The sequence below is a fragment of the Clostridia bacterium genome (assembly GCA_016887505.1).
GTDB lineage: Bacteria > Bacillota > TC1 > TC1 > UBA5767 > UBA5767.
Genome location: CP069393.1, coordinates 1,451,836 through 1,464,027, shown reverse-complemented (window position 1 = coordinate 1,464,027; position 12,192 = coordinate 1,451,836). Strand labels below are relative to the sequence as shown.

At 40.1% G+C, this 12,192-nt stretch carries 9 protein-coding genes; 8 read left to right on the top strand and 1 reads right to left on the bottom strand.

The genetic code is table 11. The annotated features are described in order from the left end of the window. The first annotated feature begins 152 nt into the window (after positions 1 to 152). From JR334_07055 to JR334_07045, 3 genes are all read left to right on the top strand, one after another. On the top strand, positions 153 to 401 hold the full coding sequence (locus JR334_07055; GenBank protein QRN84746.1) for a hypothetical protein: 249 nt from the start codon (positions 153 to 155) through the stop codon (positions 399 to 401). 226 nt (positions 402 to 627) lie between these two features. Then, positions 628 to 4,848 (top strand): hypothetical protein, encoded by a 4,221-nt coding sequence (locus tag JR334_07050; GenBank protein ID QRN84745.1) that lies wholly within the window; start codon positions 628 to 630, stop codon positions 4,846 to 4,848. A 170-nt stretch (positions 4,849 to 5,018) separates the two neighbouring features. Next, entirely contained in the window at positions 5,019 to 5,747 is a 729-nt protein-coding gene (locus JR334_07045) for a conjugal transfer protein TraX (protein QRN84744.1), read from the top strand. 166 nt (positions 5,748 to 5,913) lie between these two features. Here the strand turns inward: JR334_07045 and JR334_07040 are convergent, their stop codons facing one another. Then, positions 5,914 to 6,915 carry a pyridoxal-phosphate dependent enzyme gene (locus JR334_07040; protein QRN84743.1) on the bottom strand — a complete coding sequence of 334 codons (1,002 nt, stop codon included), beginning with the start codon at positions 6,913 to 6,915 and terminating at the stop codon, positions 5,914 to 5,916. A gap of 364 nt (positions 6,916 to 7,279) precedes the next feature. Between JR334_07040 and JR334_07035 the strand changes: the two genes are divergently transcribed. From JR334_07035 to JR334_07015, 5 genes are all read left to right on the top strand, one after another. Continuing rightward, a complete protein-coding gene (locus JR334_07035) occupies positions 7,280 to 9,364 on the top strand; it encodes an S-layer homology domain-containing protein (GenBank protein ID QRN84742.1) in 2,085 nt (694 codons plus the stop codon). A gap of 4 nt (positions 9,365 to 9,368) precedes the next feature. Next, complete coding sequence (locus JR334_07030) at positions 9,369 to 9,944, top strand: hypothetical protein (protein ID QRN84741.1); 576 nt, start codon at positions 9,369 to 9,371, stop codon at positions 9,942 to 9,944. Next, positions 9,944 to 10,702: a hypothetical protein gene (locus JR334_07025; protein QRN84740.1), complete on the top strand. Its 759-nt coding sequence runs from the start codon at positions 9,944 to 9,946 to the stop codon at positions 10,700 to 10,702. The genes JR334_07030 and JR334_07025 overlap by 1 nt, the downstream gene beginning before the upstream one ends. A 94-nt stretch (positions 10,703 to 10,796) precedes the next feature. Then, complete coding sequence (locus JR334_07020) at positions 10,797 to 11,411, top strand: hypothetical protein (protein ID QRN84739.1); 615 nt, start codon at positions 10,797 to 10,799, stop codon at positions 11,409 to 11,411. Next, the gene (locus tag JR334_07015; protein QRN84738.1) at positions 11,408 to 12,148 is read left to right on the top strand and encodes a CpsD/CapB family tyrosine-protein kinase; all 741 of its coding nucleotides are present in this window, start codon (positions 11,408 to 11,410) and stop codon (positions 12,146 to 12,148) included. The genes JR334_07020 and JR334_07015 overlap by 4 nt, the downstream gene beginning before the upstream one ends. Positions 12,149 to 12,192 lie beyond the last annotated feature (44 nt).

The window sequence follows — 12,192 nt, the reverse complement described above, 5'->3', positions numbered from 1 at the left end:
CTGCCATTTAGGCAGTGTTCTTTCTATATTGAATGTCTTTAGGCAGAAAACTCATACCAGAGAACAGCTTTGCTGTTGATTGAAGATGAACGTATTGGTACACTTGGAATATATGGTGGTTTTCGTATAACCATCAGAAGGGAGCGTACATCATGGAAAATCAGATTACGCTAAACAACTTGCTTCCATTGGCACATTTCATAGAGCTAGGCAGAAAAGGTAGTGTTAGCTACTACCAGATGAACGAACAGAATCTTCGCGACAGACCCTTCTTTGAAAATGTAAAAGAAATAGGAATAGAACTAGGTGTAACCATGACTTTCCAACGTGGTGATTTGTGCATCAAGATTCGCTGCATCAAATTAGAAGCCCAAGAATGTTATTGGCGGAAAATCAGGTAGTGGATGATAAGTTGAAACAGGTTTGAAACATAGATTGAAGCTGTGCCTATGGATTAAGAGTAGGGAAAATTAGTTGTTACAGTAAAACCACTTTAAAACAAGGAAATTTTTGGTCAATAAATGGCTTGGACTTTTTTCAAAGAGGGTATATAAGCTTTGGGAATACTACTATATATGGTAAAGTGATAATAAATATATATGATATGTTTAAAGGAGATGAGCGCTTATGTTGAAAAAATTAAACCGTGTGAGGAAGAAATTTTTACCTATACTTTTGTGCCTGTTATTATTGATGGCAACTTTTCCAGCAAGTTCGATTGCTGAGGATGATTCGCCATATTCCATAGAACTTGTGGAAGTAACGGTCAATGGAACGGTAGTTGAGGAAAATGTTGCTACTGGACCGTTTGCCATAGATGATGAGGTGACCTTTACCTATGGCTGGAGCATTGAAGATGGCGTGGAAGACACAGCCGGAAAAACGGTAGAGATGGCTCTGCCGGACATATTTGCGAATGCTACGATAAGTGGGCAATTGAATGATGATGATGGCTCATCGTACGGCGAATGGAGAGTAGAAAATGGACTCATTACATTGCATTTCAATGCATTGGCTGGAACTCAGTTCAATGTAAGCGGGGGCGTTCGTTTTACACTGAAATTATCGTTAGAAAAAGTACTTGTTGATGAACCCTATACAATATTGATCCCCATAGATGGAGAGTCAAGTGCGAGCTTTATTTTGACATTTGAACCACCGGAAGATATAGAGAGCATTGCCAAAGAAGGTAGTATTGATTATGACAGTGGAATCATAACTTGGACTATTGATGTAAACCAGGATTTTGCACAAACTGGTGATATAGAAATTATTGATGAATTAGATAGGAGACTGCAACTGGCATCAGATCCTGTTGTAAGCCTATACTCCCTAGAAGTTTATTCGGATGGAACTGTAGCAAGTGGTGATTTAATTGCTGGTGTGAACCCCTTGGTAGGGGTCTCACCAAGTACAGATGAAAATACACCGCATACCTTGACCTTCAACATTCCTGCATCGGCAGGTGGAGACCCAAGTCTGCCACATGCATATCGTATCATTTATGAGACGATACTTGTTCCAGAACTCATTGACACCAGTGCTACGGAGTTTATTTACGATAACCAAGCAAATTTGGGTCTAGATGAAGCGAGTGCTAGTGTGACTAGGATTGGTGCACCGATAATTGAAAAGATAGCCCCGGCATCGTTGGAGACAAATCAGCGAGAATTCACGTGGGAGATTATTATCAATGAAGCGAAATATTCTCTAAACGGTGTACGTATAGAAGATGTACTGCCAAATGGTTTAGAGATTGTGAATCTAGCCAGTGATGTGACTGTAATACGTGATGGGGATACACCAGGAGCCCCACCGGTTTTGGTAACACCAATTTCGCAGTCCTATAATGAAACCAGCCGCAAGTTGGACATTGAGCTTGGAGACATTGAGGGCACATATAGGATACGAATAAAAACGAATATTGCGGATAGTTATTTAGAAGGTTTGGATACGACCGGATCAAGATTTTATAAACTCGATTTTGCGAATACGGCCACCTTATACCAAACTCAAAATGGTATAGAGAATTCTACCAAAGATACAGCAAAGATATCTAACTTGAAGTTTGGTAAAATAATCTTTAAAAGTGGGACTGCTGACATAGGATACAACGACCAAAAAACTGTTTCTTGGACACTGGATGTGAATCTAGGTGAATTGACCACGGATATAACTCAAGTGACAGATACTGTTGGCACAAATCTGATTATGCCAGTAGAGTCAGATATAACAATTAAACCACTGACGATTGATGGAAATGGTGACATAAGTTCTGGAAATGCATTGGATGATGCCGATTATGATATCACAATTTCAGGAAATGATATTACGATAGATTTCAATGATCCTATCACACAGGCTTACCGCATCATATATACAACTAAAATTGATGAAAATTCCTATGATGAAGATGTGAATTTGACCTTGAGCAATACAGGTACGATTGGCTTCGGTGATGGGAAAAGCTATCTTGCTACTGTGACTCCAAAGATACGCAATACTTTTAATAAGGAAGCAACACTAGTAGACTACGAGAGCAATGAAATTAGTTGGAGTATTCAAGTAGACCCTCTACGTGAAGGAATTGATGAGCTGCAAATCGTAGATATGTTATCACCTGAACTTATGTTGTTGCCTGCTCAGTTCAATGCCATAACAGTCAACGTTGACCAAGGTACTGCTCCTGTAAAGGGAACGGACTATACTGTTACAGAAGAATTAATAGGTGGAAAAATAAAGGGATTCACCATTGCTTTTACTGATGGCTACCAAGTGAATAATGCGGTTTATACCATTGATTATGTTAGCACTATGGATCCTGATGTTATCGATGATTCATCAAATTATACCTATGGGAATACGATTAGTTACTCTTGGAAGGACGGTGGCACTTCAGGACCGGTTACGGTATATCCAGAGATTGACCAAGATTATGCCCAGAACAATGGAAGAAAAACGGGAAACCTTGTAGTTGAGGACCAAAAGATTAATTGGACAATTTATATCAATCATTTGTCAAAGAATCTATATGACTATGCAGTAAGAGATACTGTATATCAATCTCCGGAAGGGGATGGTGAAGCTCTAGTTTCAGGAAGCGTTAAGGTTCTTCCCTATACAGTAGACCAAGGTAATAGTATTGACACAGGGGAAGCACTTACTGAAAGTGAACTAGCGGATGCAGGAATTTCTGTAGTTGAGGATTTGGAAAACAACAGTTTTGAAGTTGTATTCAATGGTCTGCTAGCAACACCTTATCAGATTCAATATTCAACAGATTTGGTAGGTATTTCCTCTACCTTATACGAAAATGAAGCAACGACTAGCCTAGAAGAGTCTTTTAAAGCTAGCGTTACATTTGGAAAAGGTGATACCTTTGTGAGCAAGTCAGGTGAAATTGACGGTGACTATGTGAACTGGGAGATTGTCTTGAATGAAAGTCGCTCAGATATTACCAGCTTAACCTTGCTGGATACCATGAGTCCAGGACTTGAATGGGATGAGGAATATTACTTCTGGATGAAGGATTCTTCAGGAAGCTTGGTTGCCTTTGATAACTATTTTGATGTGGAATGGTTGGACAAGGAATTATTCAGCGATCCTACTCAATTTAGATTGATTACGAAAGATTCTGTCATGATAAGCGATATGTATACGATTGGTTATCGAACATCGATTGAGCCGGATGATTTAATTTCTGAATCTTTCGAAAATAAGGTAGTGTTTGATGGAAATAGAGTGGAAGAGGGCGTGAAAAGTACCACGACAAATATCCCACATACTTTTTTGAGCGGTACTGGTTGGGGTTCTGGTGAAGTTGGAAGCATAAGCATCCTAAAAACGGATCCAGACGGAATTCCTTTAAGTGGTGCGGAGTTTGAAGTATACCGGATTAAAGAAGATGATTCAGAGGTATATCTAGGTACGATTACTACAGACGATGATGGGAAGGCAACGATGGGCAACCTACGTAACTTCACTTACAGAGTACAAGAAAGTAAAGCGCCTGAGGGATACCTTATAGGGCTTGGTGAAGAAGCGCAGACTGAGACTACGATTAGTAGTGAAAATCTTAATTTTGATTGGACTGTTGTCAATGAACCTGCTCGCACATTGACCATAGTGAAAAGAAGAAATATTGATAATAGCGACGGATCACCATTTTATTTAGAAGGAGCTCGTTTCCTAGTAACGAAGGAGAATGATAATTCATTCGAGGAAACGGTGATTACGGATGCAAGTGGAAAAGCCTTGCTTGAAGGTTTGGAATATGGCACATATATCATCAAAGAAACCAAAGCTCCAAGTGGTTATGCGCTTGACCAAACACCAGTTGAGATTGTAGTTGATGGCTCGCAAATAGATTATGAAGTCGAGTTCTTTAATGAACGCGAGCGTAATGGAGGCGGTTCTTCAACAGACCCAGATCCAGATCCAGAAATAGAGGATGAGGATGATCCGGTAACAGATCCAGATCCAGACCCCGAAACGACACCGGATGAAGAAGAGACGGTAGAAACGGATGAAGGTGAACCGGTTGGTGGAGATGTGGATACACCGGATGGTAGCGATAACGAAGTGGTGGATGAACCGGATAACGGTACTGTGGAACTGGGACCGGATGGTGACTGGACCTATTACCCAAATGACGGTTTCACGGGTAGTGATTCATTTCGTATTCGTTCGGTAACGCCAGATGGTGAGGTCATTTACTATACAGTAAATGTTGAAGTTGAACCGTTAGCCTTGCCATATACAGGAGCAAAGAATCTTCGCTCTGTGTATGTGATGTTATTAGCTTTGGCTATGACCGGAATTTTTGCTAAAAAAAGAATAAAAGAATAATGATAAAAACCACCCTCGAAGCTAGCAAGTTTCGAGGGTGGTTTTTATTTTTTTATAAATGAAGGTGACAAGTGATGGATGATCTTATATAAGGATAGATGTTAGAGGAGTATTCGATATAAAATGTAATAATATAGGTAAAGAACTGCCAGGCTGATTTCCTTTTTGGTTTGCGGAGAACAAGTGGAGAGGAAGATGAGAAAAAGATGAGATGGAACGCAACTGAGCTTAAACTTCTAATGGTATTTTTAATGGTATTGGACCACATATATGAATTTATCCCGGGAACACCAATTTGGTTTACGTATCTAGGACGACTGGTTGCACCAGTTTTCTATTTTTTGTTGGCAGAGAGTTATCATTATACGCGCAATCGTATCAAATTGATTGAGAGGCTCTATTTATTTGGTCTAATCATGCTGGCTGGGAATATATTAATTACCTATATAATGCCCAGCGAACTAGGGATTCCCAATAATATTTTTATGAATATGGCCTTATGCCTTACTTTCCTTGAGTGCATGGAAAGAATGCACACCGTGACTGACGGGAGAAAAAGGATAGTGTTAACCACTGTCCTCCTGCTTTCACTGGTATTACTATTTTTTACGGAAGGCAATTATTTTACCCTGGCATTCCTCTTGGTTTTTCATTATTTAAGGGAGCGAACAAAACAAAGGGACATAGCCTACGGGCTGATAGCACTGGCTATGACTAATTTGGATTTTTCCTATGCTTCCTTGTTTTTATATAATTATCAATGGATGATGGTTTTTTCCATAGTTTTTTTCAGAATATACAATGGTGAACGAGGAAGGGGACTAAAGTACGCCTTCTATTTTTTCTACCCAATGCATATTTGGTTGCTCTATATAATTTCCCAGATGTTACAAGTTTAAGCGTGTGGAATCTTCATACCACTGATAACCCTCCCGCATGAAGTGATTCTAATTGGTATTTGAGACGCCAACTTCAAACGGGAGCTGTCATTTAGAACAAAATTAAGCGAATGGTTTCAAGAATGTCTTATGTAGTAAAAGAAATCGATGAAGTGGTCTTGGAAAATTACTTATTCGATAGGTATTCTTCAAGTGCTAGCATACTGCTATTAGAGAATAAGGCTGGATTGCCACCGGTATGCAAAAAGAGTACGCGGGATCCCTGCGCAATGATGCCACTTTCGATTTGTTTTAGCATACAATCAAAGGCCTTTCCAGTGTAACAATAATCAAGCATGATCCCTTCAGCTCTTGCTACTGTAAGTACTGTTTCGACGGTTGTTGTATCTGGGTGGTTGTAACCAGGCCCAACACTTTCCATGGTGATTCTCAAGTCGGATTCTTTGATTTTTTGCTCTAGAGAAAACTCTTCTGCCGTATCTGCAAGTAAGGAGAGTAATGAGTCGTGGACGATTTGTCTATCAGCTGGGTTTGAAAGTACATTCATTCCTAGGATTTCAAATGGATCACCCAATCGTTTCGCACCAAGGAGAAGTCCGCCATAAGTACCACCACTCCCATAGGCTGTCACGATATAATCGACGGATTTATGTTGACGTTCAAGTTGCTGATGGATTTCTTTGGCAGCTTCGACGTAGCCAAGAAGGCCCAAAGGGGAACTGCCACCCAAGGGAATTGTATAGACTGATTCACCTGCTCTTTCCGATTGCTCGCAGGCCTTGTCGATGGTCAGCTCAAGGTTTTCGGGTGTTGTAAAAATTAAATCGGCGCCAAAAATCTGATCAAGAATCAAGTTGCCAGAATACTGGCTTGGCTCTTCACCAACAAGGACTAGGGTGCATTTCATCTCAAACATTGCTGCAATTGCTGCGGTCAATCGCCCGTGGTTGGTTTGTACACCACCAGTTGTGAGCAATCTGGTTGCACCTTTGTCTTTGGCGTCTTGGATGAGATAAGCTAGTTTGCGAATTTTATTTCCACCCAAACCGATGCCGTTTAGGTCATCACGTTTTATGCTGAGCTTAACACCGGTCTTGCTTGAGAGCGTCGGTAGGTCTTGAATGGGTGTTTCGAGTAGCGGAAAAATGGTTTTGTTTGGTTTAATCATAATTGCCTCCTGCTAGAATTTTAGCATAAACATGCAATATAGTGTGGGATTACTATTTTGTTAGTTGCAAGCATAAAAAATGAGTACTGACTTACTGGAATTATAGGCAATTGATTCGGGATACATCTTGAATATTGAACGGAATTGAGGTAATATATGTAAGGAGTTTACATATTTTTATTAAGAATATAAGGGTTAAGTACAAGGGGTAAGTATCATTTTGATGCTTGAGATGTGAAGTAAGTTCAGAGCTCACTTTGTGCTTGACATTTTTTTTTTGAATTTGGAGTCAAGTAGGGTGCCCGCAAAAAAAACGGGTGTATGGAAATCATCGAGTAAGGAATAATGCTGAAAGGGAGAAAAAATGAAAAGAATTGTAAGTATTCTAAGCGCAATTTGTTTGTTTAGCAGCATTTTCATCACGCCAGTGATGGCTTTTGAGCCTACACCTTATAGTGATGCGTTTGCAGAAGCTGTGTCTGAATTTAGCGATGGGCAGTATGCAGAATTTGTAGAATTAATTGTCTTGGTTCGTGATTTGGAAAATCCACAGGATCTTGCATTATTATACGCAGAGGCCTTTAATCACCTGAGTCCTGAAGCGCAACAAAGAATTATGCAAGAGGGGTTCTATAACACCGATACGCAATCAGTAGTGAATGCCTTGGCTGCTTATGCAGAGGCTGTAGATGTCGGAGACTTTGGAGATGAGGATCTTCTCGCATTATTTCCTAATAAAGAGAGTTTGAATATGCAAGTATTCGTTCAAACGCTTAATGTGGAGGATGCACTTGAAACCCAACTTTCAACTGCCTATACATCTACAGAAGATATGAAAAAGGCAGTCCAAAGTATGAAAAAAATACTCAATACAACTTTAATTAGTGGAGTCTTCGAAACGGATATATTTGATCCTGTTTCAGAAGCAGATGCTAATTTAGTGTTAAACGAGGTAGAACTTGATAAGCTAATAGCTGTCTATAATGATACGTTAAGCGATGATGTCTTGGGTACGAATGCAATTAGTGAAGCCATAGGAGAATTTGTAGATTACTACAATGCTTTGGAGGATGATGCTGCAAATCGAACTTTAGTTTTTTCCTATTTGGAAAATAACGGCTTAGTCACTATTGAGTCTAGTGGTAGTGGTGGCAGTAGCGGCGGAGCTACTGAAGTCTCGGAAGAACCAGTGGTGGACGCGGGAGATGAACTTCCTCCTCTTGATAGACTGGAATATGAGGCAGCAGTACAGGTGATTGCAGAAGTAGATTTAGTAGATGGTGTTGCGATTGCTGAAGTTCTAGTGGATGGTGACAAAGTTGAAGAAGCTTTGGAGAAGGCTTTGAACATTGCATCAGAGATTGAAGAAATAATCGATGGACGTACGATACAACCGGTTCTGGTCCTGGAAACTGTTTGTGAGCTGGATGAAGGTGATGAACTTAAAAAGATTGATATAAGTTTGCCTCTGGAAGACTTGCAGAAAGCGGAAAAAGAAGGTGTGAAGTTAGCACTAAAGACAGATTTGGGTATGCTTGTTTTTAATACGGAAGATGTTTTGGCTGACCTAGAGCTAGGTGGGGAAAGAAATCCTGAATTGAATTTCAGCATGGAAGTGCTGGAGGCATCTGAATTTTCGGAGTTTGGAGTTCCAGAGTCTGCCCTCATTGTTGATATGTCTCTTTATGCTAATGGTATGCCCTTGAATCAGTTTAAAGCACCTGTCAAGGTGAAAATTCCATATAACCTAAGTGAAGGCGAAGAGCTGGAGGATATAACAGTATTTTGGATAGATGAGACAGGAAGGCCAGTGCCTGTAGGCGGTATTTATAATGAGTCTACTGGTACGGTTAGTTTCCTAACCAACCATTTTAGCAAATTCTTTGCTCAAACAGCGACGAAAGAGTTTCCGGATGTGTTGGATGCTCATTGGGGACATGATTATATTGCCAATATGGGTGCAAAGGGATATATCAGCGGTTACGAAGATGGAACCTTCCAACCGAATGGTGAGATTACCAGAGCGGAGTTTGTTGCCATACTTGCACAAATGTATGCTTTGAACGGTGATGTGAATGGTTTGGAATTCGATGATGTTTCTCAAGAGGCCTGGTATGCTCCCTATATCGCAGCTTGCTATGACAATAAAATAGTTGCCGGAAAATCAATAAATGAATTTGATCCTAGCGGAAAGATAAGTCGACAAGAAGCAGCTGCAATGTTGAGTAATATCTTAGATATGCAGGGCTTTACCGCAAATACTGATCTTGCTATGCTAGATCAGTTTAGTGATCAAACCGTGATTTCTAGTTGGGCTAGCAAGGCAGTTTGCAACAGTTATGCACATGGATTGTTCAGTGGACGTGATGACGGAAGATTTGCACCAAAAGAGAATCTAAATAGGGCAGAAGCTGCAACCATGTTGTATAACCTTCTGTACCTAGAGTAGATATATGAAACGTATAAAACGTGTTGCAGCGATAATGACTAGCATATTTTTACTGGCCATTATCAGTATAAATATACCAAGGTGGTTGTCTGATCCTGCAATGAATACAGATGTAGACAACGAGGGAATAAATATACAACAAGTTGAGGAACCATTAAAAAAACCGCCAACGGTTGAAGCTGAAATAGATGCACCAAACAAGAAAATGGAGGCACCGGAGGTAAGTATAAATCCAAATATGATGCCAATAGAAGATCAACCACTGGAAACAATTGTGGAGCAAGAGCCTTCATGGGCAGGAGAAGTGGGACAACTATTAGATGGCGTTAGCGGTATTGATGAGGAATGGGTGCTGAAAAAGGTAGAAGAGCATCAAGATGAGATTGAGCAGGAGGATCTAGAAATAGGTTTGGCCATTTTAGATAAAATTGATGCGAACTACTTGTATGAAATGTCTGATGGTGGTTTTACCGAAGATGAAAAAATAGCCGCTGAGAATTTTTTGTATGCTGAACTTTCTGAACAAGATATTCAAACTTTGTTGAGTCTTATAGATAAGTATTCGGAGTTGATTGACTGATGTTTGTAGATATTCATAGCCACGCGTTGCCTGGCGTAGATGATGGATCAAAACAATGGAAAATGACCCTGGAAATGTTCAAACAAGCTGTAGAACAAGATATAACTCATATGGTTTTAACGCCACACTATATTGAAGGAGATAGAGACTATTGTCTCGATACCGTGATGTCGGCATATGAGCGCTCGAAACAGTTGATACAAGAGCAGGGACTGGATTTAAATGTTTCTTTGGGCAACGAGGTATTCATTGATGAAAAAAATGTAACTCGTTTGAAAAACAAAGAATGCATGACGTTGAACGGTACTAGCTACGTGCTACTTGAATTACCAGCGCATATATCAACAAGTGCCCTTGAAGGTTTGATATATGACTTACAACTCGAGGGCTACCAGCCAGTATTTGCTCATGTTGAGCGTTATGACTGGCTTTATAGAAGACCGATATTGTTTAAGGAGTTATTAAACCATGGTGTCCTGATGCAAATTAATGCCACTTCAGTATTGAGCAGTGACTGGCGTATGCGCAGGCGCGTGAAACACCTGATTCAAGAGGGAATGGTACATATTGTAGCGAGTGATGCTCACGATGATGTAAAAAGAAGGTTTCGTCTGAAAGAGGCGTATGAAAAGGTGGGCAGGAAGTATGGCTGGAAATTAGCCAATTGTTTATTTATAGAGAATCCACTTCGGGTTATCCGGGATAAGTATGTAGGGGTTCCGGAAAAAGCACAAGAAGGAATATGGTGGAGAAGGTAGGAAAGGAAATAGTGCAAGGGAAGAATATGAAGAGATAGATATACGGGAAATCGTTAGCATACTACTAAAAAAGTGGTGGATCATTGCACTGTTTGTGGTAACTGCAATGTTAGTGACCTCGTATGTTACCAGAGAAATGGTTGAACCTGTTTATGAGGCTAGTTCGACATTATTTGTAGGAACAGAGAAGAATTCTGTAGCAGGCATCAGCTTCAGTGATTTGCAGGTGGATGATCAGCTGGTAGTGGATTACCAGGAATTGATTAAAACGAGATTGGTCACAGAAGAAGTTATTGAAAGCTTAAACCTGCCTTTTTCGGTAGAAAATTTTGTTGCTCGTTTAAATGTATCAGGCATCAAAGATTCTCGCTTTGTGCACATTGTATTCCAAGATACGAATCCGCAAAGAGCAGCAAATATTGCGAACGAGCTCACAGATTCGCTTGTGGCAAATGCTGAGCAAATTGTAGGTGTAGAAAATGTAATGGTCGTAGATAAAGCCGTTGTTCCGGTTAGCCCAATTAGTCCTAACTTGATGATGAATGTAGCGATATCAGCTGTTTTAGGGGCAATGTTGGGAATGTTTTTGATTATGCTTCTTCATATGCTGGATAATACTTTTAAGCGAGAAGATGACATTGAAAGAGAATTGGGAATTACCGTGCTTGGTGTTATACCAAAATTTGAAGGGGAAAGGAGGGCGTCATGATCAGCAAATCTTTAATTTCGCAAAGAGAACCTAAGTCTCCAGTTTCAGAAGCATACCGTATGGTTCGTACCAATCTGGAATATACAAGTATAGATGCGGAAAAAAAGACGATCTTATTCACCTCCTCCTTAGAAAAAGAAGGGAAGAGCACAACTCTAGCCAATATGGCAATAACTATGGCGCATGCTGGCTCAAGAGTGTTGGTGATTGATGCAGATTTAAGGAAACCAGGCTTGTATAAGATGTTTCAAGTGAAAAAATATCCGGGACTTACGAATTATCTTGTGAAGGATATTCCACTTTCAGATGTAATTCAGCAGGAAACCGGTGTTAAGAATTTGAATATAATTAGCGCAGGTCCTGTTCCACCAATGGCTTCTGAACTATTGTCCTCCAAGAAGATGTGGCATTTGTTGGAGGAATTGAAGCAAAGCTACGATTATATATTAATTGATTCACCACCAATACTGAGTGTGACGGATGCAAGCATTATTGCGGGGCATGTAGATGGAACCATCTTGTGTGTTGCCCAATCGGAAACACCCGTGGATGCAGTCAAGGCTAGTGTGAAAAGTCTTAGCAAAGTCAATGCCAATCTGCTCGGAGCGGTGATGACTAAGGCTGACTCCAGAAGAAATGGTGCCTATTCCTATAATTATTATTCTTATGAATATACTGATAAGCCAGAAACAAAAGGTTGGTTGAAAAAATTGAAGTTTTTAAAACATCGAATTTAGATTGTACTTGACCTCAAAGTCTTTATGGTGCAATATATACTGAT

Bases quoted from the DNA above. Each gene is read 5' to 3' on its own strand.
- JR334_07040 (QRN84743.1), bottom strand. From the start codon at position 6,915: ATGATTAAACCAAACAAAACCATTTTTCCGCTACTCGAAACACCCATT.
- JR334_07030 (QRN84741.1), top strand. From the start codon at position 9,369: ATGAAACGTATAAAACGTGTTGCAGCGATAATGACTAGCATATTTTTA.
- JR334_07025 (QRN84740.1), top strand. From the start codon at position 9,944: ATGTTTGTAGATATTCATAGCCACGCGTTGCCTGGCGTAGATGATGGA.
- JR334_07050 (QRN84745.1), top strand. From the start codon at position 628: ATGTTGAAAAAATTAAACCGTGTGAGGAAGAAATTTTTACCTATACTT.
- JR334_07055 (QRN84746.1), top strand. From the start codon at position 153: ATGGAAAATCAGATTACGCTAAACAACTTGCTTCCATTGGCACATTTC.
- JR334_07035 (QRN84742.1), top strand. From the start codon at position 7,280: ATGAAAAGAATTGTAAGTATTCTAAGCGCAATTTGTTTGTTTAGCAGC.
- JR334_07015 (QRN84738.1), top strand. From the start codon at position 11,408: ATGATCAGCAAATCTTTAATTTCGCAAAGAGAACCTAAGTCTCCAGTT.